22 protein-coding genes and 2 tRNA genes are annotated in these 25,323 nt (G+C 67.4%); 12 read left to right on the forward strand and 12 right to left on the reverse strand.

Annotated features, from left to right (window positions below):
- Positions 1–47 precede the first annotated feature (47 nt).
- The 5 genes from lon to U1F38_RS13685 form a co-directional block, all read right to left on the reverse strand.
- The gene (gene lon, locus U1F38_RS13665; RefSeq protein WP_409987619.1) at positions 48–2,513 is read right to left on the reverse strand and encodes an endopeptidase La; all 2,466 of its coding nucleotides are present in this window, start codon (positions 2,511–2,513) and stop codon (positions 48–50) included.
- A 173-nt stretch (positions 2,514–2,686) separates the two neighbouring features.
- Entirely contained in the window at positions 2,687–3,952 is a 1,266-nt protein-coding gene (gene clpX, locus U1F38_RS13670) for an ATP-dependent Clp protease ATP-binding subunit ClpX (RefSeq protein ID WP_409987620.1), read from the reverse strand.
- Between the two features lie 60 nt (positions 3,953–4,012).
- Positions 4,013–4,624, reverse strand: a complete 612-nt coding sequence (gene clpP / locus U1F38_RS13675) for an ATP-dependent Clp endopeptidase proteolytic subunit ClpP (protein ID WP_409987621.1) — start codon at positions 4,622–4,624, stop codon at positions 4,013–4,015.
- 157 nt (positions 4,625–4,781) lie between these two features.
- A complete protein-coding gene (gene tig, locus U1F38_RS13680; RefSeq protein WP_409987622.1) occupies positions 4,782–6,095 on the reverse strand; it encodes a trigger factor in 1,314 nt (437 codons plus the stop codon).
- Between the two features lie 30 nt (positions 6,096–6,125).
- Positions 6,126–6,212: transfer RNA gene (locus tag U1F38_RS13685), tRNA-Leu, on the reverse strand.
- A gap of 257 nt (positions 6,213–6,469) precedes the next feature.
- On the opposite strand from U1F38_RS13685, the gene U1F38_RS13690 reads away from it, so the two are divergent.
- Positions 6,470–7,606: an aromatic ring-hydroxylating oxygenase subunit alpha gene (locus tag U1F38_RS13690; RefSeq protein WP_409987623.1), complete on the forward strand. Its 1,137-nt coding sequence runs from the start codon at positions 6,470–6,472 to the stop codon at positions 7,604–7,606.
- A 150-nt stretch (positions 7,607–7,756) separates the two neighbouring features.
- Here U1F38_RS13690 and U1F38_RS13695 read toward each other — a convergent pair whose 3' ends face one another.
- Positions 7,757–8,728 carry an IS110 family transposase gene (locus U1F38_RS13695; RefSeq protein WP_409985785.1) on the reverse strand — a complete coding sequence of 324 codons (972 nt, stop codon included), beginning with the start codon at positions 8,726–8,728 and terminating at the stop codon, positions 7,757–7,759.
- 228 nt (positions 8,729–8,956) lie between these two features.
- Here U1F38_RS13695 and U1F38_RS13700 point away from each other — a divergent pair, with 228 nt between their 5' ends.
- On the forward strand, positions 8,957–9,844 hold the full coding sequence (locus U1F38_RS13700; RefSeq protein WP_409987624.1) for a DMT family transporter: 888 nt from the start codon (positions 8,957–8,959) through the stop codon (positions 9,842–9,844).
- Positions 9,844–10,701 (forward strand): sulfurtransferase, encoded by an 858-nt coding sequence (locus U1F38_RS13705; protein ID WP_409987625.1) that lies wholly within the window; start codon positions 9,844–9,846, stop codon positions 10,699–10,701. The genes U1F38_RS13700 and U1F38_RS13705 overlap by 1 nt, the downstream gene beginning before the upstream one ends.
- Positions 10,702–10,757: 56 nt before the next feature.
- Here U1F38_RS13705 and U1F38_RS13710 read toward each other — a convergent pair whose 3' ends face one another.
- Positions 10,758–11,621, reverse strand: coding sequence for a ZIP family metal transporter (locus U1F38_RS13710; protein WP_409987626.1), 864 nt, complete (start codon positions 11,619–11,621; stop codon positions 10,758–10,760).
- Between the two features lie 97 nt (positions 11,622–11,718).
- Complete coding sequence (locus tag U1F38_RS13715) at positions 11,719–12,630, reverse strand: dienelactone hydrolase family protein (protein WP_409987627.1); 912 nt, start codon at positions 12,628–12,630, stop codon at positions 11,719–11,721.
- 82 nt (positions 12,631–12,712) lie between these two features.
- Between U1F38_RS13715 and U1F38_RS13720 the strand changes: the two genes are divergently transcribed.
- Positions 12,713–12,788, forward strand: a tRNA-Thr gene (locus U1F38_RS13720).
- Positions 12,789–13,114: 326 nt separating this feature from the next.
- Positions 13,115–13,744, forward strand: a complete 630-nt coding sequence (locus U1F38_RS13725) for a Crp/Fnr family transcriptional regulator (protein ID WP_409987628.1) — start codon at positions 13,115–13,117, stop codon at positions 13,742–13,744.
- On the opposite strand, the gene U1F38_RS13730 is transcribed toward U1F38_RS13725, so the two are convergent.
- Positions 13,677–14,876, reverse strand: coding sequence for an NAD(P)/FAD-dependent oxidoreductase (locus tag U1F38_RS13730; protein ID WP_409987629.1), 1,200 nt, complete (start codon positions 14,874–14,876; stop codon positions 13,677–13,679). The two genes, U1F38_RS13725 and U1F38_RS13730, sit on opposite strands and share 68 nt — an antisense overlap.
- Before the next feature lie 242 nt (positions 14,877–15,118).
- Between U1F38_RS13730 and U1F38_RS13735 the strand changes: the two genes are divergently transcribed.
- The 5 genes from U1F38_RS13735 (at position 15,119) to U1F38_RS13755 (ending at position 19,825) form a co-directional block, all read left to right on the forward strand.
- On the forward strand, positions 15,119–16,387 hold the full coding sequence (locus U1F38_RS13735) for an ABC transporter substrate-binding protein (RefSeq protein WP_409987630.1): 1,269 nt from the start codon (positions 15,119–15,121) through the stop codon (positions 16,385–16,387).
- Between the two features lie 66 nt (positions 16,388–16,453).
- Positions 16,454–17,212 carry an ABC transporter ATP-binding protein gene (locus U1F38_RS13740; protein WP_409987631.1) on the forward strand — a complete coding sequence of 253 codons (759 nt, stop codon included), beginning with the start codon at positions 16,454–16,456 and terminating at the stop codon, positions 17,210–17,212.
- Positions 17,209–17,973: an ABC transporter ATP-binding protein gene (locus U1F38_RS13745; protein ID WP_409987632.1), complete on the forward strand. Its 765-nt coding sequence runs from the start codon at positions 17,209–17,211 to the stop codon at positions 17,971–17,973. Before U1F38_RS13740 ends, U1F38_RS13745 begins: the two co-directional genes overlap by 4 nt.
- Positions 17,970–18,863 carry a branched-chain amino acid ABC transporter permease gene (locus U1F38_RS13750; protein WP_409987633.1) on the forward strand — a complete coding sequence of 298 codons (894 nt, stop codon included), beginning with the start codon at positions 17,970–17,972 and terminating at the stop codon, positions 18,861–18,863. The genes U1F38_RS13745 and U1F38_RS13750 overlap by 4 nt, the downstream gene beginning before the upstream one ends.
- Positions 18,860–19,825, forward strand: a complete 966-nt coding sequence (locus U1F38_RS13755) for a branched-chain amino acid ABC transporter permease (RefSeq protein WP_409987634.1) — start codon at positions 18,860–18,862, stop codon at positions 19,823–19,825. Before U1F38_RS13750 ends, U1F38_RS13755 begins: the two co-directional genes overlap by 4 nt.
- A gap of 7 nt (positions 19,826–19,832) precedes the next feature.
- On the opposite strand, the gene U1F38_RS13760 is transcribed toward U1F38_RS13755, so the two are convergent.
- Entirely contained in the window at positions 19,833–21,098 is a 1,266-nt protein-coding gene (locus tag U1F38_RS13760) for an RsmB/NOP family class I SAM-dependent RNA methyltransferase (RefSeq protein ID WP_409987635.1), read from the reverse strand.
- Positions 21,099–21,172: 74 nt separating this feature from the next.
- Positions 21,173–21,925 (reverse strand): NUDIX hydrolase, encoded by a 753-nt coding sequence (locus tag U1F38_RS13765; RefSeq protein ID WP_409987636.1) that lies wholly within the window; start codon positions 21,923–21,925, stop codon positions 21,173–21,175.
- A gap of 103 nt (positions 21,926–22,028) precedes the next feature.
- On the opposite strand from U1F38_RS13765, the gene U1F38_RS13770 reads away from it, so the two are divergent.
- Positions 22,029–23,645 (forward strand): ADP-ribosylglycohydrolase family protein, encoded by a 1,617-nt coding sequence (locus U1F38_RS13770; protein WP_409987637.1) that lies wholly within the window; start codon positions 22,029–22,031, stop codon positions 23,643–23,645.
- 460 nt (positions 23,646–24,105) lie between these two features.
- Here U1F38_RS13770 and purN read toward each other — a convergent pair whose 3' ends face one another.
- Positions 24,106–24,687 (reverse strand): phosphoribosylglycinamide formyltransferase, encoded by a 582-nt coding sequence (purN, locus tag U1F38_RS13775; RefSeq protein ID WP_409987638.1) that lies wholly within the window; start codon positions 24,685–24,687, stop codon positions 24,106–24,108.
- Positions 24,688–24,740: 53 nt separating this feature from the next.
- On the opposite strand from purN, the gene U1F38_RS13780 reads away from it, so the two are divergent.
- Positions 24,741–25,323, forward strand: a 583-nt coding sequence (locus tag U1F38_RS13780; RefSeq protein WP_409987639.1) for a YceH family protein, incomplete at its 3' end; no start/stop codon positions are given.

Genomic DNA, 25,323 nt, shown 5'->3' on the forward strand with positions numbered 1-25,323 from the left:
CGTTCGAGCGAGAAGCCAAAAATTTTTGCGCGGCCGGCCGTGCCTTGTCAGTGTTTGACCGCGCCGCCTCTCACGGTCTTGCGCTTGGCCTCGGGGGCCGCCGCGGCGGCGGCCACGGCAGCGGCGGCCACGGCAGCGGGCGGCACCACGCCGGCGTCGTCGTCGGCCAAAGGCATGGGCCGGCGCTCCAGCGCGATCTCCAGCACCTTGTCGATCCAGCGCACCGGCGTGATGGTCAGGTGCTCTTTGACGTTGACGGGAATCTCCTGCAAGTCCTTGACGTTCTCCTCCGGGATCAACACCGTCTTGATGCCGCCACGCAGGGCCGCCAGCAGCTTTTCCTTCAGGCCGCCGATGGCCGTGATCTCTCCGCGCAGGGTGATCTCGCCGGTCATGGCCACGTCGGCGCGCACCGGGATGCCGGTGAGCGCCGACACCATGGCCGTGGTCATGGCCGCGCCGGCGCTGGGGCCGTCCTTGGGCGTGGCGCCGTCGGGCACGTGGATGTGGATGTCGCGCTTGTCGAACTGCTCGTCCTTGATGCCCAGCGCGTGCGCGCGCGAGCGCACCACGGTGCGCGCGGCGTCCACCGACTCCTTCATCACCTCGCCCAACTGGCCGGTGCGCTGGATGGCGCCCTTGCCGGGCATGGTGGCGGCCTCGATGGTGAGCAGATCGCCCCCCACCTCGGTCCAGGCCAGGCCGACCACCTGACCCACCTGGTTCTTGTGTTCAGCCCGGCCAAAGCTGAATTTGCGCACGCCCAGAAACTCGTTGAGGTTCTCGGCCGAGACCACGACGCGCGGCTTCATCTGGCCGAGCTGCAGGGCCTTGACGACCTTGCGGCAGATCTTGGAGAGCTCGCGCTCGAGCGCACGCACGCCGGCCTCGCGGGTGTAGTAGCGCACGATGTCGCGCACCGCGTCTTCGCCGACTTCGAGCTCGGCTTCCTTCACGCCGTTGTTCTTGAGCTGCTTGGGCAGCAGGTACTTGACGGCGATGTTGACCTTTTCGTCCTCGGTGTAGCCCGCCAGGCGGATCACCTCCATGCGGTCCAGCAGCGCCGGCGGGATGTTCATCGAGTTGCTGGTGGCCACGAACATCACGTCCGACAGGTCGAAATCCACCTCGACGTAGTGGTCGCTGAAGGTGTGGTTCTGCTCGGGGTCCAGCACTTCCAGCAGCGCGCTGGAGGGGTCGCCCCGAAAGTCCATGCCCAGCTTGTCGATTTCATCGAGCAGGAACAGCGGGTTGCGCGTGCCCACCTTGTTCAGGCTCTGCAGCACCTTGCCGGGCATGGCGCCGATGTAGGTGCGGCGGTGGCCGCGGATTTCGGCCTCGTCGCGCATGCCGCCCAGCGCCATGCGCACGTACTTGCGGCCCGTGGCCTTGGCCACCGACTGGCCCAGCGAGGTCTTGCCCACGCCGGGCGGCCCCACCAGGCACAGGATGGGCGCCTTGACCTTGTCCACGCGCCGCTGCACCGCCAGGTATTCGAGGATGCGGTCCTTGACCTTCTCCAGGCCGTAGTGGTCTTCGTTCAGCACCTGCTCGGCGTAGGCCAGGTCGTGCTTGATCTTGGTCTTCTTGGCCCAGGGCAGGCCCACCAGCACGTCGATGTAGTTGCGCACCACGGTGGCTTCGGCCGACATGGGCGACATCAGCTTGAGCTTTTTCAGCTCGGCATCGGCCTTCTTGCGCGCGTCCTTGGGCATGCGCGCGGCCTTGATCTTCTTCTCGATCTCGTCGATGTCGGCGCCCTCTTCGCCCTCGCCCAGCTCCTTCTGGATGGCCTTGACCTGCTCGTTGAGATAAAAGTCGCGCTGGTTTTTTTCCATCTGGCGCTTGACGCGGCCACGGATCTTCTTGTCGACGTTGAGGATGTCCACCTCGCGCTCGAGCTGCTCGAACAGGCTCTCCAGCCGCTCCTTGACGCTGGACAGGTCGAGCACCGCCTGCTTGTTCTCCAGCTTGAGCGGCAGGTGCGCGGCAATGGTGTCGGCCAGGCGGCCGGGCTCGTCGATGCTGGCGATCGAAGTCAGAATCTCGGGCGGGATCTTCTTGTTGAGCTTGACGTACTGGTCGAACTGCTGCATGACGGCGCGGCGCAGCGCCTCGACCTCGGCGTTGTCCTTGTCGCCGGTCGACACCTCCAGCGGCGTCACCGTGGTCACGAAGTGCGTCTCGCCTTCCTCGATGTGCGTGACGGTGGCGCGTTGCTGGCCTTCGACCAGCACCTTCACGGTGCCGTCGGGGAGCTTGAGCATCTGCAAGATGGTGGAGACGCAGCCCACCTCGAACATGTCGGTGACGGCGGGCTCGTCCTTGGCCGCCGTCTTTTGCGCCACCAGCATGATGCGCCGGTCGGCGGCCATGGCGCTCTCCAGCGCCTTGATGCTCTTGGGCCGGCCCACGAACAGCGGGATGACCATGTGCGGAAACACCACCACGTCGCGCAGCGGCAGCAGCGGCAAATCGATCGGCGTGGCGGGCAGGGGCGTGGTTCCAGACATGTCGAATCCTTGTTGCGTGATCAGGCCTGAGATGGGCGCTCAGACCGCATTTTCAACCCGGGCGCGACGGGCGCCGCGGGCAGGAACATCCGGGGGGACGAAAAAATCTGCGCACGCTCTTGTTTCAGGAGCAGCTTGCGCAGATGGGGCGCGCGGTAGCGCCAAATGCGATCTCAAGCTTTTTTGGCGGCCTCGCGATACACCAGCAGCGGCGACTGCGCCTCGTCGATGGTGCTCTCGTCCACCACCACCTTGGCCACGTTGGCGGTGTGCGGCAGCTCGTACATGGTGTCGATCAGCGCGCCCTCCAGGATCGAGCGCAGGCCCCGCGCGCCGGTCTTGCGCGCCAGCGCCTTGCGGGCAATGGCCGCCAGGGCCGAGGGGCGGATCTCCAGCTCGACGCCCTCCATTTGCAGCAGGCGCGAGAACTGCTTGACCAGCGCATTCTTGGGCTCGGTGAGGATTTGCACCAGCGCGTCCTCGGTCAGCTCGGCCAGGGTGGCGACCACCGGCATGCGACCGATCAGCTCGGGGATCAGGCCGTACTTGATCAGGTCCTCGGGCTCGACGTCGAGGAAGGCTTCGCTGATCGAGCGCTGCTGCTTGCTGCGCACGGTGGCGCCAAAGCCGATGCCGCTGGCCTCGGTGCGCGCCTCGATCACCTTCTCGAGGCCGGCAAAGGCGCCGCCGCAGATGAACAGGATGTTGGTGGTGTCGATCTGCAGGAAGTCCTGGTTGGGGTGCTTGCGCCCGCCCTGTGGCGGCACGCTGGCCAGGGTGCCTTCGATCAATTTCAGCAATGCCTGCTGCACGCCCTCGCCCGACACGTCGCGCGTGATGCTGGGGTTGTCGCTCTTGCGGCTGATCTTGTCGATCTCGTCGATGTAGACGATGCCGCGCTGGGCGCGCTCGATGTCGTATTCGCAGCTTTGCAGCAGCTTGCTGATGATGTTCTCGACGTCCTCGCCGACGTAGCCGGCCTCGGTCAGCGTGGTGGCGTCGGCCATGACGAAGGGCACGTCCAGCTGGCGCGCCAGGGTTTGCGCCAGCAGCGTCTTGCCGCTGCCGGTGGGGCCGATGAGCAGGATGTTGCTCTTGGCCAGCTCGACGTCGCCGCCCTTCTTGTCACTCTTGTGCTTGAGGCGCTTGTAGTGGTTGTACACCGCCACGGCCAGGGTGCGCTTGGCCTTTTCCTGGCCGATGACGTAGTTGTCCAGGTTGGTCTTGATGTCCACCGGCGTGGGCAAGTCGCCCTTGGCCTTGCCCTCGGGCGCATCGGCGGGCACCTCCTCGCGGATGATGTCGTTGCACAGGTCGATGCACTCGTCGCAGATGAACACCGACGGTCCGGCAATCAGCTTCTTGACCTCGTGCTGGCTCTTGCCACAGAAGGAGCAGTAAAGCGCTTTTTCGCTGGAGGAGCCTTTTTTATCGGCCATGGGTGGTCTTGCAGAATGGGAGTCCGGCCATGATAGCGAAGTCGCCGTGTAACAACCGCATCAAGGGCGCCGCGCCAGAACCTGGTCGATGATGCCGTAGTCCTTCGACTCATCGGCCGTCATGTAGTAGTCGCGCTCGGTGTCGTGCACGACTTTCTCGTAGGGCTGGCCGGTGCGTTCGGACAGGATGCGGTTCATCTGCTCCTTGGTGCGCAGAATGTCGCGCGCCTGGATCTCGATGTCGGTGGCCTGGCCCTGTGCGCCGCCCAGCACCTGGTGGATCATGATCTTGCTGTTGGGCAGCGAATAGCGCTTGCCCTTGGCGCCCGCGGCCAGCAAGAATGCCCCCATGCTGGCGGCAAAGCCCAGGCACATGGTGGACACGTCGGGCTTGATGAACTGCATGGTGTCGTAGATCGACATGCCGGCCGTCACGCTGCCGCCGGGCGAGTTGATGTAGAACGAAATGTCCTTGTCGGGGTTCTCGCTCTCCAGAAACAGCAACTGCGCGACCACCAGGTTGGCGGTCTGGTCGTTGACCTCGCCGACCAGAAAGATCACGCGCTCCTTGAGCAGGCGCGAGTAGATGTCGAAGGACCGCTCGCCGCGGCCGGACTGCTCGATCACCATCGGGATCAGCCCGAGGTTTTGGGGAGAGGCAAGTGCGCTCATGAAAGCTCCGTCAAGAGGGGATGAAAGCCAAATGGGGTCGGAACCGCCGGATTCCAGACCCCATTGTCACCGCCGGGCCTCGCCCGGCGAAACCAAGAACAAACTCGGCTTCTGACGCCCATGCATCAAGCGCTGACAGCTTCTATTTTGATAGCGATCAGGCCGACTGGCCCATCAGCTCGTCGAAGCCCAGCGTCTTCTCGGTCACCTTGGCCTGGCCCAGCACGTGCTCGGTCACGTTGTTCTCGATCACCATGGCCTCCACGTCGGCCAGGCGGCGGTTGTCGGCGTAGTAGTAGCGCACCACCTCCTCCGGCTTCTCGTAGCTGGCGGCCAGCTCTTCGACCTGGGCCTTGATCTGCTCGGGCGTGGCTTGCAGCTTGGCGGCTTTGACCAGCTCGGCCACCACCAGGCCCAGGCGCACGCGGCGCTCGGCCTGCGGGCGGAAGCCGTCCTCGGGCATGGGCAGCTTCTCGACGTCCTTCATGCCGCGCGCTTTCAGGTCGGCGCGGGCGCTCTCGATCATGCGGTCCAGCTCGGCCTGCACGCTGGCCTTGGGCAGGTCCAGCTCGGACTTGGCCAGCAGCGCGTCCATCACGGCCTGCTTGTTGCGCGCGTTCAGGCGAAACTTGATCTCGCGCTCCAGGTTCTTCTTGATGTCGGCGCGCAGGCCGTCCACGCTGCCGTCCGCCACGCCCAGCGACTTGGCCAACTGCTCGTTGACCTCGGGCAGGTGCGCGGCCTCGATCTTCTTGACCGTGACCATGAAGTCGGCCGTCTTGCCCGCCACGTCCTTGCCGTGGTAGTCGGCCGGGAAGGCCAGCGGGAAGGTCTTGCTCTCGCCCAGCTTCATGCCGCGCACGGCGGTCTCGAACTCGGGCAGCATCTGGCCTTCGGCAATCACGAAGGGGAAGTCCTCGGCCTTGCCGCCGTCAAACGGCTCGCCGTCGATCTTGCCGACAAAGTCCACCGTCACGCGGTCGCCGTCTTCGGCGGCGGCGCCCTGGGCGCGCTGGGCAAAGCTGCGGCGCTGCTTGCGCAAGATGTCCAGCGTGCGGTCGATCGCCTCGTCGGTGGTGGCGGCCGACACCTTCTCCACCTCGGCCGTGGCCAGATCGCCGATCTTGACTTCGGGGAACACCTCGAAGACGGCGTCAAAGGCCATCTGGCCTTCGGGCGCGCCGTCTTTTTCGGTGATGGTGGGCTGGCCGGCCACGCGCAGCTGCGCCTCGTTGGCCGCGCTGAAAAACGCCTCGCCCACCTTGTCGTTCATCACCTCGTACTGCACCGAGTAGCCGTAGCGCTGGGCCACCACGCTCATCGGCACCTTGCCGGGGCGAAAGCCGTCCATCTTCACGGTGCGGGCCAGCTTGCGCAGGCGCGTCTCGACTTCGCCGCGGATGGTGTCCAGCGGCAGGGAGAGCGTCATCTTGCGCTCGAGTTTTTCCAGGGTTTCGACGTTCACGGCCATGGGGCTTTCTCTCTGTGTCATGTTGATCGGTGGTGCGCGGGGGGGGACTCGAACCCCCACACCCTCGCGGGCGTCAGGACCTAAACCTGGTGCGTCTACCAATTTCGCCACCCGCGCACACGTACCTGTTGTTCAAACAGGGCGGACGGCTCGCGCACCATGCGGCGCAAGCCGCCCGTTTGAAAAGCGGCAAACCGGGTATTTTATCCGCACACCGGCGCATTGGCCACGTCAGTGTGCGCAGCGTCGGCGGCTCGGCTAAAATCATCGGTTCCCCACGGCGTCACCGCGGGGACTTCGCGCGCGCAATATCCCCGGATGCCAGGCGCTTTTTTCCTGCCCCTTCATAGGGGGAGTCTCTAGGTCGGAACTCCATGTCTGATTTAAGTCTTCAACTCCAGCAGGCGGCGACTCAACTTCCCGTCCATTCCTATTTCGACGCAGCGCTGTTCGAGCGCGAAAAGCAACTGCTCTTCGATGCCGGCCCGCGCTACGTCGGCCACGCGCTGGCGGTGCCCGAGGTGGGCGACTACTTCACCCTGCCGCAAGAGGCCGACGGCCGCGCGCTGATCCGCAACGCCAAGGGCCAGGTCGAGCTCATCTCCAACTGCTGCCGCCACCGCCAGGCGCTCATGCTGGGCGGGCGCGGCAACCTGCAGGGCCAAGGCAAGGGTCACGCGGGCGGCAACATCGTGTGCCCCATCCACCGCTGGACGTATGCGCCCGGCGGCCAGTTGCTGGGCGCGCCGCACTTCGCCTGCGACCCCGCGCTGGACCTGAACAACTACGCGCTGCGCGAGTGGAATGGCCTCTTGTTCGAGGACAACGGGCGCGACATTGCGGCCGACCTGGCGGGCATGCGGGTGGCCGGCGAGCTGTCCTTCGAGGGCTATGCGCTCGACCACGTCGAGCTGCACACCTGCAACTACAACTGGAAGACCTTCATCGAGGTCTATCTGGAGGACTACCACGTCGGCCCCTTCCACCCCGGCCTGGGCAACTTCGTCACCTGCGACGACCTGAGCTGGCAGTTTGGCCGCGACTACTCGGTGCAGACCGTGGGTGTGGCCCCCAGCTTCGGCAAGCCCGGATCGGACGCCTACAAGCTGTGGCACGAGGTGCTGCTGCGCTACCGCGAGGGCCGCATGCCCGAGCGCGGCGCGATCTGGCTGACCTACTACCCGCACATCATGGTCGAGTGGTATCCGCACGTGCTCACGGTCTCGACCCTGCACCCGCTGGGCCCCGAGAAAACCATGAACATGGTCGAGTTCTACTACCCCGAGGAAATCGTCGCCTTCGAGCGCGAGTTCGTCCAGGCCCAGCGCGCCGCCTACATGGAAACCGCCGTCGAAGACGACGAGATCGGCGAGCGCATGGACGCCGGCCGCAAGGCGCTGATGCTGCGCGGCGACAACGAGGTGGGCCCCTATCAGAGCCCGATGGAAGACGGCATGCAGCACTTTCACGCCTGGTATCGGCGCGCGATGGGGTGGTCGGCGACGACCTGATTGCTGCAACAATCGTTCAGCCGGCGCGGATCCCGGATCTCATGAATTCCAAAGAGCCATCCGGCCGCGGAGCAGGCCATGCCAGCGATCGCCATGGCCGGGGTCTCCCCGGTCATAGGCGATGTCCCCTTGAGCAACTGTGTTCTCAAGTCAAGTCTGTTGAATGAAATTTTCATGCTTGGACAGATCCCAGGCGGTTTTATCTCTGAGCATGGCGTTGAGAATCGTCAAGAGCTTGCGCATGCAAGCGACGATGGCCACTTTCTTGGGTTTGCCCGCTTGTAGCAAACGCTCATAGAAGACCTTGAACACGGGGTTGTAGCGAATGGCTGAGAGCGCGGCCATGTACACCACGGCCCGCACCTCGGCGCGCCCACCCCAGATACGACGCTTGCCACTGCGCTCGCCCGAATCATTGGCCAGGGGAGCCACACCCACCAGCTTGGCGATCTGGCGTCGCTTGAGCCGGCCCAATTCGGGCAGCGCCGCGCTCAGGGTGAGAATCGCCACCGGACCGACGCCCTTGACACTGTCGAGCAACGCGCGCTGCTGCTTGAAGTGTCGATCCAGGTGCGAGTCGGCGTCCGCATCAATGGCCGCGATCTGCTTGTCCAGCATCCCGAGGACGGCTTTGATGCTGCGCGCGGCGCGTGCGCTGGCCTGCTCCAAGCGGTGGCCTTCAGCCACTCGCATCTCGATGAGCTGCCGACGCCGTGTCATCAGCACTGCCAACTCCTGGCGCCGGACATCCTCCATAGGCGTGATGTATTTGGCTCGATCCTTGTGGCGCGCCAACACGTCGGCAAAGTCGCGCAGGATGCGGGCATCGACCTTGTCGGTCTTGGCCAACTCACCCATCGACTTGGCGAAGTCGTGGCTCTGACGCGGATTGACACGCGCGACCGCAATGCCGGCACGTTGCAGCGCCCACACCAGTTCACGCTCGTAGCCACCAGTGGCCTCGATGACCACCAAATCAACATCGGTGCTCTTGAACTGATTGATCAGCTCCTGCCACCCGTCGGCGTCGTTGGGCACGCGCCGATGCTGATCGCCCACGCATGCATCGAGATGCAGTTTGGACACATCAATACCGGCGTTGGCTCGACCGACGCCACTCACTACCCCACCTTGTGCATGCATGTTCATGATCGGCAACTGTTCGGGCTACGTGGTTGGATGAAAGATGTCAATGCGTTGACCGATTGCTCAAGGTCGAACTCAAGGCTCCAGGGGGAGGCAGGTTTGGCGCACTGACGACAACTGAACGAGGACTGCAGTTGCAAAGATACAAGGGGGGAGGCGAAACATCGCGCAGCGAGTGGAGCAACGGGGGTAGTTCGTTTTCACATGCAAGCCGCCTGGATGATCGCCGCCTCGCTGTTCTTTGCGGGCATGGGCGTGTGCATCAAGTTCGCTTCGGGCTCGTTCGGCCCGCTGGAGGTCGTGTTCTACCGCGGCGTGATCAGCGTGGTCTTCATCGGCGTGCTGGCGCGCTCGCGCGGGGTCAGCCTGCGCACGCACGTGCCCATGATGCACGTGTGGCGCAACGTGGTGGGCGTGGCGTCGCTGGTGGCCTGGTTCTACGCCATCGCCAACCTGCCGCTGTCCACCGCCATCACGCTCAACTACATGAGCGGCATCTGGATCGCCGCCTTCGTCATCGGCGGCACCCTGGCCATGGGCCAGCTGGCCGACGTGCGCCGCCAGGGCCCGCTGATCCTCACGGTGATGGCCGGGTTTGCCGGCGTGATCCTGCTGCTGCGCCCCACGCTGGAGCAAAACCAGTTGTTTGCCGGCCTGGTCGGCCTGCTGGGCAGCCTGATGGCGGCGCTGGCCTATATGCAGGTGGCCGCCCTGGGCCGCGTGGGCGAGCCCGAGACGCGCACGGTGTTTTATTTCTCGCTGGCCGCCCTGCTGGCCGGCGGCCTGGGCATGCTGGCGCTGGGCGCGCACACGCTGGCCACTTGGCAGGCACTGTGGCTGCTGCCCATGGGCCTGCTGGCCGCCCTGGGCCAGCTGTGCATGACGCGCGCCTACACCCACGGCTCCACCATCGTGGTGGCCAACCTGCAATACTCGGGCATCGTGTTTGGCGCGCTGTTCGGCCTGACGCTGTTTGGCGACCACATCCCGCCGCTGGGCTGGCTGGGCATGGCGCTCATCATCGCCTGCGGCATGGCCGCCACCGTGCTGCGCGCCCGCGCGCTGCCCAATCCACCCGCCGAGGAGTTCTGATGTACACGCACCTGATTTCGGTTGACCAACTCCAGGCCCTGCAAGCCAGCGGCGCGCCCCTGTTGGTGTTCGATTGCAGCTTCGATCTGGCCGATGCCGCCAAGGCCGACGCGATGTTTGCCGAGCAGCACATCCAGGGCGCCGTGCAGGCCCACCTGGAGCGCGACCTGAGCGCGCACGACCCGGCCAACGCCGTCAATGGCGGCCGCCATCCGCTCCCAAAACGAGAGCTGTTTGCGCAGACCCTGCGCCGGCTGGGACTTGAAAACACCATGCAGGCCGTGGTGTATGACCGCAACGGCGCCAACTACTGCGGGCGCCTGTGGTGGATGCTGAAGTGGGCCGGCCACGACGCCGTGGCCGTGCTTGACGGCGGCCTGCCTGCCTGGCTGGCGGCCGGCGGCGCGACCGAAAGCGGCCCCGCCAAGGCCCGCGCGCCCGGCCACTTCGCGCTGAAGCCCGAGCTGCGCCACTGGGTCAGCACCCAAGAGGTAGCCGCCCACCTCGATCAGCCTGCGCAAACCCTCATCGACGCCCGCGGCGCCCCGCGCTATCGCGGCGATGTGGAGCCGCTGGACCCGATCGCCGGCCACATCCCCGGCGCGCTCAACCGGCCGTTTGGCGACAACCTGGGGCCCGACGGCCGATTCAAGTCACCCGCCCAGCTCAAGACCGAATTCGCCGCCCTGCTGGCCGGGCGCGACCCCGCCGGCGTGGTGCACCACTGCGGCAGCGGCGTCAGCACCGTGCCCAACATCATCGCCATGGAATTGGCCGGCTACGCCCCCACAGCCCTGTACGCCGGCAGCTGGAGCGAGTGGAGCCGCACGCCCGGCCTGCCGGTGGCCAAGGACTGACGGTCAAGCCGGCTCGCCAGCCGAGCCCGCATGACCGCCCGCAAGGCCGGCCACGCTCAATGCCCATGCTCCGGCCCCGCCAGGCCGACGGCAATCACCAGCCCCATGCCAATCACCAGCCACACGATCTGCGCCGCCGTCTGGCGCGCGTTCAGGCGCTTTTGCAGTTGCGGGATCAGGTCGGCCAGCGCCACGTAGATGAAGCTGCTGGCCGCCAGCATCAGCAGGTAGGGCAGCAAGGCGGCCAGCCCCTCGACCAGCACCCAGCCCACCAGCCCGCCCAGGGCGGTCACGGCGCCGGCCAGCGACACCTTGACCAGCGCCGCGCGCCACTTGCGCCGGCTGCCCTGATGCAGCACCGCCAGATCGCCCATGTGGTGCGGCACCTCGTGCACCAGCACCGCCAGCGTGGCGGACCAGCCCAGCGCCGCGCTGGACAGAAAGGCCGAGGCGATCAGCACGCCGTCGCCAAAGCAATGCACGGCGTCGCCGGTCAGCACCGCCCAGCCGCCACCCGCGGCCGGGGTCGCATGGCGGTGCCCGGCATGGCCATGATGGGCGTGTGCATGGGCCGCGTCGTGCGTGTGCTCGTGCATCACGTCCGCATCCTCCATCGCCTCGTCCAGCGTGGGCAGGGTCGGGTGATGCTCATGGCCGTGGTGCCACAGCTCGGCCTTGTCGAGCAAAAAGAAAAACAGCAGGCCGCCCAGCAGCGTGGCCGACAGCACGTGCACCTCCACCCCGCTCTCGAAGCCCTCGGGCAGCAGGCGAATGAAGGCCGTGGCCAGCAGCGCGCCGGCCGCCAGGCTGAGCATGTGCTGCGTGTAGCGCGCCAGCACGCCAAAGGACAAGGTGGCGGCGATCCACACGCTGCCCACGCCGGCGATCAGCGTGCCCACCAGGATTACAATCAAATTCATAGCTACTCGCGCACGTCTGGCAAGCGCCAGAAGCATGAAACATCAAAAAAAGCCGCCTCGCGGGCGGCCTGCTCGTCAAACCAGCGTAGCCGGCCTGTCAAGCCACGCCATGCGCCTTGAACCACGCCAAGGCGCGCTTCCAGCCGTCCTCGGCCGCCTCCTTGCGGTGGCTGGGCCGGTAGTCGGCATGAAAGGCGTGCGGCGAATCCGGGTAAATCACGAACTCGCTGGCCTTGGCGGCGGCATTGCCCTTGGCGCCCGCCTCGGCCAAGGCTTTTTTCATCGTATCAATCGTGTCAAGGGGGATGCCGGTGTCGGCGCCGCCATACAGGCCCAGCACGGGCGCCTTCAGCTGCGCCGCGCCGTCCAGCGGGTTCTTGGGCGCCAGCGCCGTGGGCTGGCCCACCAGGCGCCCGTACCAGGCCACGGCCGCCTTCAGTTTCGGGTTGTGCTCGGCATACAGCCACACCTGGCGCCCGCCCCAGCAAAAGCCGGTCACGCCCAGCTTGTCGGTGTTGCCGCCGTGAGCGCCGGCCCAGGCCACGGTGGCGTCCAGGTCGCCCATCACCTGCGCGTCGGGCACCTTGGCAATCACCTCGCTCATCAGCTTGGACATCTCGCCATAGCCTTGCGCGTCGCCCTGGCGCACGAACAGCTCGGGCGCGATCGCCAGGTAGCCCGCGTGGGCCAGGCGCCGCGTGATGTCGGCGATGTACTCGTGCACGCCAAAAATCTCGGACAGCACCAGCACCACCGGCAGCCCGCTCTTGCCCGCCGGCTGCGCGCGGTACGCCGGCATCTTGAAGCCGGCCACGTCGATCGTCACCTCGCCCGCGGTCAGGCCCTCGGCGCTGGTCTTGATGGCCGTCTGCGCCAGCACTGGCAGCGTGGCCGCCGCATAGCCCACGCCCAGCGCCAGTCCCAGCGCCTGGCGGCGCGAAGGCGCGCCGCGGTCAGCCGCCACATCCAGCAGCGAACGGGTATCGATCAGGTGATCGGTCTTCAGCATGTTCAAGAGCCTCCAAGGCGGTGGGTGATGGGGGTCAAAGACGGGCAAGTCGCCCGCTATAATCGCAGACTTTACGAGAATCGCCGGCTTAGCTCAGTTGGTAGAGCAACGCACTCGTAACGCGTAGGTCGCCAGTTCGATTCCGGCAGCCGGCACCAGTCCAGAAAAGTCCGCATCGTTCACGCAACGTGCGGACTTTTTTTTGCCAGCTCTCGACTGCGGCCCTCACCCGCCGGAATGCCGCGCCGCAGCTCGATGGGCTGGCCGTTCCGTTGCATCTGGCGGACGCGCCGGCCGGCCGGCGGGCTCCAGCTTGCCGTGCAAGTCGTTCGGGCCCCGCAGCGCGATCTCGATCGGGCGGAGCCCCGGGCGCACGGGCCAAGCCGTGGCGGCGGGTCGCCGCGCGGTCGAGGCGCTTTGCCGAATGTCGCCGGGGTTGATATGCATCAATGGCATCTGGCCCCAGGCGCGGCACAGTCGGCCCATGCTGACCCTGCCACTGCCCGACCCCAACCACCAGGCCGCCACGCTGCCTGCGGGCACGGTGCTGTTGCGCCGAGCCCGCCATGACGACCACATTCATCACCTTGCCGAGGGGCGCGTGGCCCTCGGCCTGCTTGGGCCCGACGGCCTGGCGCACACCCTGGGCTGGCTCGAAGGCCCGTGCTGGCTGGACCCCGGCAGCGCGGTGCTGGGCCAGGCGCCCCTGATGGACATCGTGGCCGAAACCCCGGTGCGGGTGCGCGCCGTGCCGCTGGCCGACTTCTCGGCCAACCTGGGCGCCCTGCCCGCGCAAACGCTGCTGCTGGTGCGCGACCTGGCGCGCGCCCACCGCCAGCAGGCCGAGCTGGCCGTCACGCGCTTGGGCAAGGACGCCGAGGCGCGCTGCGCCGAATGGCTGCTGCGGCATCTGGAGGGCGCGCCCGAGGCGCCGCAACAGCCGGCCATCACCCTGCGCGAGCGCAAGCGTGCCATTGCCGCGCAACTGGGCATTGCGCCTGAGACGTTCTCGCGCGTGCTGCGCCAGCTGCGCGAGCGTGACCTGATCAGCGGGCGGGGTCGCCAGCTGCGGCTGCTGGACTTGAACGGCCTGCGCTCGCTGGCCGGCACTTGACTGCGCGCAAGCGCGCAGGGGCCACGGTGGCTGGCGCCACGCCGTGGCGCGTCAATTCATCGGGCAGCGCCCCGCCCTCGATCAGGCTGGCCGCCAGAGCGCTCGCGCCCGCCGCGCTCTGGATGCCGTAGCCGCCCTGCCCCGCCAGCCAGAACAGGCCCGGGCACGCAGCGTCAAAGCCAATCACGATCTCGCCGTCGGGTGCAAACGTGCGCAAGCCCGCCCAGGTGGCGGTGGGCCGCGCGATGCGCAGCGTCGTTGCTTCCTCGATGCGGTGGATGCCCAGGGCAATGTCCAGCTCCTCCGGCTGCACGTCGTGCGGAGCCACCGCATCGGCGTTAGCGGGCGAGCCCAACAGCTGGCCCGCGTCGGGCTTGAAGTACCACTGCTCGTCCACGTCCGACACCAGCGGCCAGCCGGCGATGTCCGCCCCTTCGGGCGCGCGGAACGTGAAGGCGCTGCGCCGGCAAGGCACCAGGCCGATGGGCGCCGCGCCCAGCAGCGCCGCCACCTCGTCGGCCCAGGCGCCCGCGGCGTTGACCAGCACCGGCGCGACCACGCGACGGCCGTCGGCCAGTTGCAGGCGCCAGCCTTCTTCGGCACGCTCGGCCGCCTGCGGCTCGGCTTGCGTCAGCAACTGGGCGCCCGCCTGCCGCGCGCCCCGCAGGAAGCCTTGCAGCAGCGCGTTGACGTCGATGTCGTAGCCGTTGGTGTCGAGCAGGCCGCTTTCAAACAAACCGGGCCGCAGCGCCGGCGCAATCTGCGCAAGCTGCTCCGAATTCAGGAGCTCCAGCACGGTGCCGCTGGCGGCCAGCTCGGCCTGCATCGCATCCAGTGCGGGGCGTTGCGCGGCCGTGGCCACGAACAGCGCCGCGCGCGGCGTGAGCAGGGGCACGTCGGCAAAACCGGCCGGCGGGTGCAGATAGAAGTCGCGGCTGGCGCGGGTGAGCGCGCGCACGCCGGGCGGGCCGTAGCTCTCCATGAACATCGCCGCCGAGCGGCCCGTGCTGTGCATGCCGGGCTGGGCTTCGCGCTCGATCAGCAGCACGCGCCGGCCCGCGCGCGCCAGCCGCCAGGCCAGCGAGGCGCCCGCCATGCCGGCGCCGATGATGAGAACGTCTGCGCTTTGCATGACGGCATTGTTCCATGGCGCCGGCGGCGCGCCGCGCTGGCGCGGCCGCGCCGTGCAAGGTGGGCGCAAGCGGCGTAGAGTGTTGATTGCCCGGCGACCGGAACGTCCCATCACCCGATGACATTCCCCGACGTTTTGCCGATTGCCACCCGGTGCTGGGTTGATGCCTCGATGCCTTCGTTCCTTCGGGACAGGTCCGCTGCCGCCGTTTGTGGCGTGTTGACCTTTTGGAGGTATTCGACATGAGACATCCGTCAATCAAACAAGCCGCCATCGCGCTGGCCCTGGCCAGCATGGGCTGCGCGCCCGCCTTCGCGGCCTCGTGCACCACCCCGGTGGGCGCGGTGATGTCGCTGACCGGCTCGCTGGGCGTGCTGGGCCAGCAGATCGCCAAGGGCAGCGAGCTGGCCGTGGCCGACTTCAACGCCTCGCACGGCGCCAACACCTGCGATCTGAAGCTGTCGCTGCTGGACGACCAGACCAGCCCCTCGGTGGGCGTGGACGCGGCCAAGAAGCTGGTGGACGTGCAGCAGGTGCCGGCCATCATCGGCGCGCTCTCCAGCGGCGTGAGCGCCGCCATCCTGACCTCGGTGACGGCGCCCAGCCAGGTGGTGCAGATCTCGCCGGCATCGACCTCGCCGACCTTCAGCGATCTGGCCAAGCAGGGCAAGACCGGCGGCTTCTGGTTCCGCACCTGCCCGTCGGACGCACTGCAGGGCCTGGCCATGGCCAAGGTGGCGCATGACGCGGGCTTCAAGAAGGTGGCGGTGATGTACCTGAACAACCCGTACGGCCAGGGCCTGAGCCAGGAGTTCACGGCCGGCTTCAAGCAGCTGGGCGGCACGGTGACGCAGAACGTGGTCTACAACCCCAGTCAGCCGTCGTACCGCGCCGAGGTGGGCAAGGCGATGAGCCCCACGCCCGATGCGCTGTTTTTGATCGGCTACCCGGGTGACGGCACCACCATCACGCGCGAATGGATCGGCGCGGGCGGGCCGCAGAAGTTCCTCTTCCCGGACGGGCTGGAGTCGCAGGACTTCGTCAACGACGTCGGCGCGCAGTACATGAAGGACGTGCACGGCACCGCGCCGGGCTCGGACAAGACGCCTTCGCTGGCCACCTTCCAGAGCGAGTTCCAGACCAAGTTCGGCACGCTGCCGACGCAGGCCTACATCCCCAACGCGTATGACGCCACGGTGCTGGTGGGGCTGGCGATGGAGCAGGCCAAGAGCAGCAAGGGCCCGGCCATTCGCGACGCGATCCGCAAGGTGACCGATCCGAAGGGTGAGAAGGTCTATGCCGGCGTGGCCGAGCTGAAGAAGGCCGCGCAGTTGCTGGCCGAGGGCAAGACCATCCAGTACGTGGGCGCCACCGGGCCGCTGCAGTTCGACGCCAACGGCGACATCGCCGCCCCCATGCAGGTGTGGAACGTTTCGGCGCAAGGCAAGGTCGAACCCACCGGCATGGTGACCGTGGCCCAGATCGACGCGATGCGCGGCGCGAAGAAGTAGGCATCGCGCGCACGCAGGCGAGCGGCCGTCACGCGCTCGCCTGCCCGACAAGAACCGGAGACAGCGATGCTCGAAGTGCGCGATCTCGTGAAGGAGTTTGGCGGCTTGCGCGCGGTCGATGGCGTGTCCTTCACGCTGGCCGCGCACACCATCACCGGGCTGATCGGCCCCAACGGCGCCGGCAAGACCACGCTGTTCAACACCATCGCCGGCGCGCACCGGCCCACGTCGGGATCGATCGCGTTTGCCGGGCAGGCCATCGGCGGGCTGCCGCCGCACCGCATCTTTCATGCGGGGCTGGTTCGCACATTTCAGATTCCGCGGCCTTTTGCCAGCATGACCGTGCTGGAGAACACCATGCTGGCGCCCAGTGCCCAGGCGGGCGAGCGCTTCTGGAACAACTGGTTCGCACGCCCGCAGGTCCGCGCGCAGGAAAAGCGCATCCGCGAGCACGCGCGCCGGGTGCTGGATTTCGTCGGCCTGGAGCGGCTGTCGGGCGAGTTCGCCAAGAACCTGTCGGGCGGCCAGCAAAAGCTGCTGGAGCTGGCCCGCGTGCTGATGGCCGAGCCCAAGCTGATCCTGCTGGACGAGCCCGGCGCGGGCGTCAACCCCACGCTGCTGGCCACCATCATGGACAAGCTGCAGGAGTTGCACGCGCGCGGCATCACCTTTCTCATCATCGAGCACAACATGGACCTGATCACGCAGCTGTGCAACCCGGTGCTGGTGCTGGCCCAGGGGCGCCTGCTGATGCAGGGCACGCCGCAGGCGGTGCGCAGCGACCCGCGCGTGCTCGAGGCCTATCTGGGCGGAGAAACGCCATGACCAGCCCCTCACCCGACATCGCGCGCAGCGACGAACTCGCCCTGACGGTGCAGGGCCTGGTGGCCGGCTACACGCCCGAGGTGGACATCCTGTGCGGCGCCAGTCTGCAGGTGGCGCGCGGCGAGATCGTCACCGTGCTGGGCCCCAACGGCGCCGGCAAGTCCACGCTGATCAAGACCATCGCCGGCCTGGTGCCGGTGCGCAGCGGACGGGTCGCGCTGTTCGGCCAGAGCCTGGTGGGCGAGGCCGCGCACCGCATGGTGGGGCGCGGCCTGGCGTATGTGCCGCAGACCAACAACGTGTTCGCGCGCCTGACCATCCAGGACAACCTGGAGCTGGGCGCCTGCGCCCGCAACGACCGCGCCGGCATCGCCGAAGACCTGGCGCGCATGTACCAGCTGTTTCCGCGCCTGGCCGAGCGGCGCCGGCAGGCCGCCGGCACGCTGTCGGGCGGTGAGCGGCAGATGGTGGCGGTGGCGCGCGCACTGATGGCGCGCCCCACCATGCTGATGCTGGACGAACCCTCGGCCGGCCTCTCGCCCAAGCTGGTGGGCGTGGTGTTCGCCAAGGTGCGCGAGGTGCGCGCGCTGGGCGTGACGCTTTTGATCGTCGAGCAGAACGCGCGCGCCGCGCTGGCCATCTCCGACCGCGGCTACGTGCTGGCGCAGGGCCGCGAGCAGGTCAGCGGCGCGGCCGCCGAGCTGCTGGCCAACCCGGAGGTCGGCGCGCTGTACCTGGGCGCCAAAAGGGGGCTGACATGATTGCCCAATATCTGGCCGATGGCATCGTGCTGGGCGCCACGCTGGCGCTGGGCGCGATCGGCCTGACGCTGACCTACAACATCCTGCGCTTTGCCAACTTCGCGCACGGCGAGTTTTTGACCTTCGGCGCGTACTTTGCGCTGCTGTTCGTGGGTGCCTTCAGCGGCGGCGCCACACTGGGCCCCTTCACCTTCGGCTGGAGCTTTCTGGGCGGCCTGGTGCTGGCGCTGGTGCTGACGGCGGTGCTGGCGCTGGTGCTGGACTGGATTTTGTTCAGGCCCTTGCGCAAGAGCGACGTCGCGGTGGCACTGGTGATCGCGTCCTTTGGCGCGTCGCTGATGCTGCGCAACGTGATCGTCTTCGTGTGGGGCTCGCAGCCCGAGTACTACACGCGCAGCATCGCCATCGCGCAGGAGGTGCTGCCGGGCGTGCGCCTGTCGGCCAACGAGATCTTCGTGGTGGCGCTCACCGCCGTGCTGATGCTGGCGCTGCACCTGTTTCTGACGCGCACGCGCCTGGGCCAGCAGATGCGCGCGGTGTCGGACAACCCGGCGCTGGCGCAGGTCACCGGCATCGACGTGCGGCGCATCATCCGCTGGGTGTGGATCATCGGCGGCGGGCTGGCGGCCGTGGGCGGCGCGATGTTCGGCCTGACGGTGCAGGTCTCGCCCGAGATGGGCTTCACCCTGATCCTGCCGATGTTCGCGGCAGCGATCTTGGGCGGCATCGGCAGCATCTACGGCGCGGTGCTGGGCGGGCTGGTGATCGGCGTGGCGCAGTCGCTGTCGGTGGCCTTCATCGACCCGGGCTACAAGCCGGCGGTCGCGTTTGCGCTGATGTTCCTGATCCTGCTGGTGCACCCCACCGGCATCCTGGGAGAACGGACATGACCGGCATTGCCTCCTACCTCGTGTTCTTCCTGATCCAGGCGCTGGTGTTTGCCATCGTGTGCCTGGGGCTGAACCTGCAATGGGGCTACACGGGCTTGTTCAACATCGGCGTGGCAGGCTTTTATCTGGTGGGCGCCTATGCGTTTGCCCTGCTGTGCGGGCCGGCGCACGCGGGCATCGTGGCCGGCTGGGGCCTGCCCTTCATCGTCGGCCTGATCGGCGCCATGGCCGCCGCCGGCGTGGTGGCCTTCATCGTCGGCATCCCCACGCTGCGGCTGCGCGAGGACTACCTGGCCATCGTCACCATCGGCATCGGCATCACGCTGCAACTGATCGCGCTCAACACCAGCTGGCTGACGGGCGGCAGCCGCGGCATCACCGACATTCCGCGCCCGCTGCCCGGCCTGGTGGACAGCGTGTCGGGCCGCAACGGGCTGATGCTGGGGCTGGTGGCGGTGATCGTGATCGTGCTGTACGCTGCGCTGGAGGCCATGGTGCGATCGCCCTGGGGCCGCGTGCTGAAAGCCATCCGCGAGGACGAAAGCGCCGCCGAATCGCTGGGCAAGAACGCCTTCAGCTACCGGCTGCAATCCTTCGTGATCGGCTCGGCGGTGATGGGCCTGGGGGGCGCGCTCAACGCCAGCTTCATCGGCTACATCAGCCCGGAGGACTTCATGCCCATCCTCACCTTCCAGATCTGGAGCATGCTGATCGTCGGCGGCAGCGGCAACAACAAGGGCGCCGTGCTGGGCGCGGTGCTGATGTGGGCCGTGTGGACCCTGAGTGGCAGCGCCGCGCAGGTGCTGCTGCCGGCCGCCATCCAGGTCAAGGGCGGCGCCGCGCAGATCATCCTGATCGGCCTGGTGCTGATGGCCGTGCTGGTGCTGCGCCCGCGCGGGCTGATCGGCGAGGAAGCCACGGTGTCGGCGGGCGCGCGCGTCGAAGCCGACGGCAAACCGTAGCCGACGGTCAGACCTTGCGCTGCCACACGGCGGCAAAAAACCCATCGGTACCATGCCGGTGCGGCCACAGGCGCAGAAAGCGTCCTTGCGCGCTGCACAGATCGGCGGCGTGCGGCACCTTCAGCCCGGCCAGCAATTCGGCCACGTCGCGCGGCTCGAAGTCGGGGTGCGCCGCGCCGAAGGCCTCGGCCACCTGCTCGTTTTCATCGGGCAGCACGCTGCACGTGGCATACACCAGCCGCCCGCCGGGCTTGAGCAGGCGCGCGGCGCTTTGCAGGATGGCCTGCTGCTTGACGGCCAGCTCCTGCACGTCCTGGGGTGACTGGCGCCACTTCAAGTCCGGGTTGCGCCGCAGCGTGCCCAGGCCCGAGCACGGCGCGTCGACCAGCACGCGGTCGAGTTTGCCGGCCAGGCGCTTGATGCGCTCGTCGCGCTCGTGCGCAATGGCCACCGGGTGCACGTTGGACAGGCCGCTGCGCGCCAGGCGCGGTTTGAGCTTGTCCAAACGATGCGCCGACACGTCGAACGCATACAGCCGCCCCGTCGAGCGCATGGTGGCGCCGATGGCGAGCGTCTTGCCGCCGGCGCCGGCGCAAAAATCGGCCACCATCTCGCCGCGCCGCGCATCCAGCAGCAGGGCCAGCAGCTGCGAGCCTTCGTCCTGCACCTCCACCGCGCCGCGCGTGAAGACGTCAAGCTTCTGCAGCGTCGGCTTGCCGTCGATGCGCAGGCCCCAGGGCGAATACGGCGTTTCTATTGATTTGATAGCTGCTTGCGCAAGTTCTGCCTGCGCTGAAGGCCGTTTTTCCTTCAAGGTGTTGACGCGCAGGTCGAGCGGCGCCGGCGCCAGCAGCGCGGCGGCCAGGGCGTCGAATTCATCGCCCACCTGCTGGCGCAAAGGCTCCACCAGCCAGGCCGGCAGGTTGTGGCGGCAGGTGGGCGGCAGCTCGGTGTCGGGCACCGCATCGCAGGCGTCCAGCCACTGTTTTTCAGCCTCGTTCAAGGCCTGCTTCAAAAAGTCGCGCGGCGCGGCAAAACCCAGGATCGCCAGGCGCCGCTCGCGCGAGCCGCTGCCCGAGCGCGCCAGGTGTTCGTACAGGGGCTTGCGCCGCAGCACGGCATAGGCCGTCTCGGCCAGCGTGGCGCGCTCGCGCGGGCCCAGGTTGCGGTGCTCGCGAAAAAAGTGCGACACCACCGCGTCGGCCGGGTGGTCCAGGCGCAGCACGCGCAGCACCAGTTCGCTGGCGGCTTCGAGCAGGGCTTTGGGGTGCATGTGAAATGGACTTCGGTGGGTTTCCAAGGACCGGCATTGTCCTTCCTTGAGGCGACGACACTTGGCAAGGCGATTCAGTCGCGCGTGGTCCGGGGTTCGAACGCACGTGGAAACACCATGGGCTGCTGACGATCGATCAGCTCATATCCCATGGGCGCACGGGGTGCACCCGTCCGTAAAACGCCGGCTTCACGCAAGAAGCCCGGCATGGACAGCGCGCGTCGCCGAAACGCGCTGCGGTCCAGCTCACGACCCAGGACGAGCTCATAGGCCTGCTGCAACTGAGGCAGTGTGAAGGGCTCGGACAGAAGGAACGCGGGCAGGGACGTGTATTCCACCTTCGACTGGATACGCTGCCACGCCGCGGTCAGCAAGCGCTCATGGTCAAAGGCCAAGGGGCCGGCGGTGGGCACGGTGCCATCGGGCTCGACATCGAACCACCCGACGTCGGCGGCATTGCCACCCTTGCCAATGTGCAATGCGCTCTGCGGCAGCAGCGCGAAATACACGCACGTGATGGACCAGCCGCGCGGATCGCGCGCGCGCGCCCCCCAACTGCCGACCTGCTCCAGGTACGTGCTGCGAACCGCGGTCTTTTCGTGCAGCTTGCGCAACGCGCAGGCTTGCAGGTCGGCGTCCTTCTGCACGTCCACAAAGCCGCCGGGCAGCGCCCACGCCTTCGGAAACGGCTCGTCCCCACCGCCCGGGCGCTGCACCAGCAAGACCCGCAGGCCCCTGGCACCCAGCGTCAGGATCACCACGTCGACCGTGGCCAGCGGTCGAGGAAAGTTCATTGGGCTTGTTGCGGCTGACGAGCCAGCGGGCATGGGGATCTCCAGAAATATCCAGCGCCACACTTGCGCCGATTCGATTCAATGGTGTACTATGCGCCATTGAATGTTTCTCTGTATCCCATTAAAGGACTTTTCGATGATCTCCACCCCCGTTCTCGACAGCCACAACAGCCCTTTGCAACTGGGCCAACTGTCCGTGGGGCCGCGCCTGGGCGCCGTGGGCTTCACCATTTGCCCCGGCAAGAAGCAGGCGAACTCCGTCTCCGGTCACTGGCGACGGGACATGGATGTCGACCTGGACACGATCCGCCGCTGGGGCGCCGCCGCCGTGGTGACCCTGATGCCGATGGATGAGCTGCACGCCGTGCAGGCCGGCGGCATCGGCGATGCCTGCGAGGCGCGCGGCATGGAGTGGCACCACCTGCCCATCACCGATGTCGATGTGCCGGATGCTGCCTTCGAGGCCGCTTGGTGCTACGCCGGCCTTCGCTTGCGTGCGCACCTGCGTCAGGGCCTCAACGTGCTGGTGCACTGCCGTGGCGGGCTGGGGCGCAGCGGCACCATTGCCGCACGGCTGCTGGTTGAACTGGGTTGGTCGCCTGCCGAAGCCATCAAGGCCGTGCGCGCCCAGCGCAAGGGCGCCATCGAGACAGCGGCGCAAGAGAAGTACGTGCATCAATGGGCGGGTGCCGTGCCACCGGAGCGCGATCTCCACGACGCCAGGGTGCTGGGCTGCGTGCTCGGCGGCGCGGTGGGCGATGCCTTCGGCTACGCCATCGAGTTCGACCGCTGGTCCACCATCCAGCGCAAGTACGGCACCAAGGGCTTGCAACAACCCGTGCTGCGCGACGGCGAACTGGTCGTGAGCGACGACACGCAGATGACGCTGTTCACGCTCGAAGCGCTGATCGAGAGCCTGCCCACGCAGGGCCAGCCTGCCAGCGCGCTGCAGCTTCGGCCCTTCCTGGCCGCGTGCCAGCGCGCGTATCGGCGTTGGGGCCACACGCAAGGCGTGCCGCTGTCGCATGAGCTGCTGGGCGGCTCGCAGATGGTGCACAGCCCCGCCTTGCGTCAGCGCCGCGCCCCCGGCAACACCTGTTTGTCCGCCGTGCGCGCGGGCGCGGGCGGCACCTGCGAGCAGCCCATCAACGACTCCAAGGGTTGTGGCGCCGTGATGCGCACCGCGCCGCTCGGGCTGCTGGCAGGCACGCCCGTGGAGCAGGCCCTGGTGCTGGGTTGCACCGCCGGCGCGTTGACGCACGGTCATGTGGACGGCTGGCTGCCGGCCGGGCTGCTGGCGGCCATCGTCCAGCACCTGCTGCAAGGTGAGGATCTGCCGAGCGCGGTCGCGCAAGCCCTGGCCACGGCCCGGCAATCGGTGGAGCCCGCCGACACCGCCAGCGCGCGTCTGTTGCAGGCGGCCGTGCGCCATGCCCAGGCCGCGCTGCCCCCGGCCGTGGCCTGGCTCAGCCTGGGCGAAGGCTGGACCGGAGACGAGGCCCTGGCCATCGCGGTCTACGCCGCCGCCAGCACCCGCAGCTTCGAGGACGCCATCCGCGTGGCGGCCAACCATGACGGGGACAGCGATTCCACGGCCTCCATCGCCGGTCAGCTCGTCGGTGCGCGCGACGGCATCCTGGCTGTTCCCCATGCGTGGGTGCGGCGCCTGGACGTGTTGCCGGACGCCTTGGCGTTGTTGGCTCGGTTCACGAACGCGAACAATGGCAATCGCAATCCGAACACGCGCATCTGAGCGGTATGCATCGACTCCTCGTCCACATCACCTCCGCGGCCTCACACAAGCAGCGGTGAAGCATCACCGCCAAAGATGAAAAGTCCGGCGCCACTCAGCCGGCCGTTGACGTTTGAAGGCAGCGAACAGTTGCGGTCTATCGGAGCCAGTTTCTTTGTCTCGTATCTGTTTCACTTGCAGATTGACCGTTCGCACAGAAATTGGGAGTCGATAGCTACCAAAAAGTCCCGAATCAGCACGCTCAAACATTCGACTCAACACCATCGAGCGTGGCTCGAACGCATTGAGCTCATGAGCGACGCCAGCCTGAGCCGAAATACGCTCGGCTTGGATGGTGCATCCGTGAAAGCCATGGCGCGGGCCATCTTGAATCAGCAAATGTGATTTCACAGAACGTCAAGAGGGAACGTTCCAGGCGGAGTGAAATCCGTTGTCGCACCTGGCCAGAGCGCGAACCGGCTTACACCCTCAATATCAATTCGGCCACCGCCCGTGGGTAGATCAGATGCTCCTGCGTCAGCACCCGCGCCGCCAGCGTGTCGGCCGTGTCGTCCGGCAGCACGGGCACCACGGCCTGGGCCAGGATGGCGCCGTGGTCCAGTTCGGCCGTCACCTGATGCACGGTGACGCCGGCGACGCGGCAGCCCATGTCGATGGCGCGCTGGTGGGTGTGCAGGCCCGGAAAGGCGGGCAGCAGGCTGGGGTGGATGTTGACGATGCGCCCGGCGTAGTGCGCCACGAAGCCAGGCGTGAGGATGCGCATGAAGCCGGCCAGCACCACCAGCGCGGGCGTGTGGCGGTCGATTTCGGCCATCAGCGCGGCGTCGAACGGCTCGCGTCCGGCGTAAGCCTTGTGATCGACCACGGCGGTGGCGATGCCGGCCTCGCGCGCCCAAGCCAAGCCCTTGGCGTCGGGGCGGTTGCTGATGACGGCGGCCACCCGCGCGTCCAGCCGCCGCGCCCAGTCCTGCTGCTGCGCCGCGCGCACGATGGCGGCCATGTTGCTGCCGGTGCCGGAGATCAGGATGACGATGTTTTTCATGCGGTAGCCCACCAAACCAGTGCTTCGGCGGACTGGGGATTATCCTTGCCGGCATGACTGACCTGCGCCCCCTCACCCCGATCGAAGCGCGCGTGCTGGGCACGCTGATGGAAAAGGCCCGCACGGTGCCCGACACCTACCCGCTGTCGCTGAACGGGGTCGTCACCGGCTGCAACCAGAAGACCAGCCGCGACCCGGTGATGAGCCTGAGCGACGCCCAGGCGCAGGAGGCGCTGGATGAGCTGAGGCGCCTTGGCCTGGTGATCGAGTCGTCCGGCAGTCGCGTGACCAAATACGAGCACAACGCGCAGCGCGCCCTGGGCGTGCCCGAGCAGTCGGCCGTGCTGCTGGGCCTCTTGATGCTGCGCGGGCCACAGACCGCCGCCGAGCTGCGCCTGAACGCCGAGCGCTGGTACCGCTTTGCCGACATCTCCTCGGTCGAAGGCTTTTTGAACGAGCTGACAGAACGCGCGGCCGACAAGGGCGGGCCGCTGACCCGGCTGCTGCCGCGCGCGCCGGGCGAGCGCGAGGCGCGCTGGGTGCATCTGCTGTGCGGCTTGGATACTATCGAATCAGTAGCTCCCGGCGCATACCCTGCAAGCGCTGCAGGCCCATTCGACACTCACTCCGAGCGCA

Source organism: Ottowia sp. (assembly GCF_046348305.1).
Taxonomy (GTDB): Bacteria; Pseudomonadota; Gammaproteobacteria; order Burkholderiales; family Burkholderiaceae_C; genus Ottowia.

Coding starts and splice junctions, on each gene's coding strand:
- U1F38_RS13690 (WP_409987623.1), top strand. CDS start 6,470: ATGTCTGATTTAAGTCTTCAACTCCAGCAGGCGGCGACTCAACTTCCC.
- U1F38_RS13715 (WP_409987627.1), bottom strand. CDS start 12,630: ATGCTGAAGACCGATCACCTGATCGATACCCGTTCGCTGCTGGATGTG.
- U1F38_RS13710 (WP_409987626.1), bottom strand. CDS start 11,621: ATGAATTTGATTGTAATCCTGGTGGGCACGCTGATCGCCGGCGTGGGC.
- U1F38_RS13740 (WP_409987631.1), top strand. CDS start 16,454: ATGCTCGAAGTGCGCGATCTCGTGAAGGAGTTTGGCGGCTTGCGCGCG.
- U1F38_RS13735 (WP_409987630.1), top strand. CDS start 15,119: ATGAGACATCCGTCAATCAAACAAGCCGCCATCGCGCTGGCCCTGGCC.
- U1F38_RS13770 (WP_409987637.1), top strand. CDS start 22,029: ATGATCTCCACCCCCGTTCTCGACAGCCACAACAGCCCTTTGCAACTG.
- U1F38_RS13765 (WP_409987636.1), bottom strand. CDS start 21,925: ATGCCCGCTGGCTCGTCAGCCGCAACAAGCCCAATGAACTTTCCTCGA.
- clpX (WP_409987620.1), bottom strand. CDS start 3,952: ATGGCCGATAAAAAAGGCTCCTCCAGCGAAAAAGCGCTTTACTGCTCC.
- U1F38_RS13745 (WP_409987632.1), top strand. CDS start 17,209: ATGACCAGCCCCTCACCCGACATCGCGCGCAGCGACGAACTCGCCCTG.
- U1F38_RS13755 (WP_409987634.1), top strand. CDS start 18,860: ATGACCGGCATTGCCTCCTACCTCGTGTTCTTCCTGATCCAGGCGCTG.
- lon (WP_409987619.1), bottom strand. CDS start 2,513: ATGTCTGGAACCACGCCCCTGCCCGCCACGCCGATCGATTTGCCGCTG.
- clpP (WP_409987621.1), bottom strand. CDS start 4,624: ATGAGCGCACTTGCCTCTCCCCAAAACCTCGGGCTGATCCCGATGGTG.
- U1F38_RS13750 (WP_409987633.1), top strand. CDS start 17,970: ATGATTGCCCAATATCTGGCCGATGGCATCGTGCTGGGCGCCACGCTG.
- purN (WP_409987638.1), bottom strand. CDS start 24,687: ATGAAAAACATCGTCATCCTGATCTCCGGCACCGGCAGCAACATGGCC.
- U1F38_RS13725 (WP_409987628.1), top strand. CDS start 13,115: ATGCTGACCCTGCCACTGCCCGACCCCAACCACCAGGCCGCCACGCTG.
- U1F38_RS13700 (WP_409987624.1), top strand. CDS start 8,957: ATGCAAGCCGCCTGGATGATCGCCGCCTCGCTGTTCTTTGCGGGCATG.
- U1F38_RS13730 (WP_409987629.1), bottom strand. CDS start 14,876: ATGCAAAGCGCAGACGTTCTCATCATCGGCGCCGGCATGGCGGGCGCC.
- U1F38_RS13705 (WP_409987625.1), top strand. CDS start 9,844: ATGTACACGCACCTGATTTCGGTTGACCAACTCCAGGCCCTGCAAGCC.
- U1F38_RS13760 (WP_409987635.1), bottom strand. CDS start 21,098: ATGCACCCCAAAGCCCTGCTCGAAGCCGCCAGCGAACTGGTGCTGCGC.
- tig (WP_409987622.1), bottom strand. CDS start 6,095: ATGGCCGTGAACGTCGAAACCCTGGAAAAACTCGAGCGCAAGATGACG.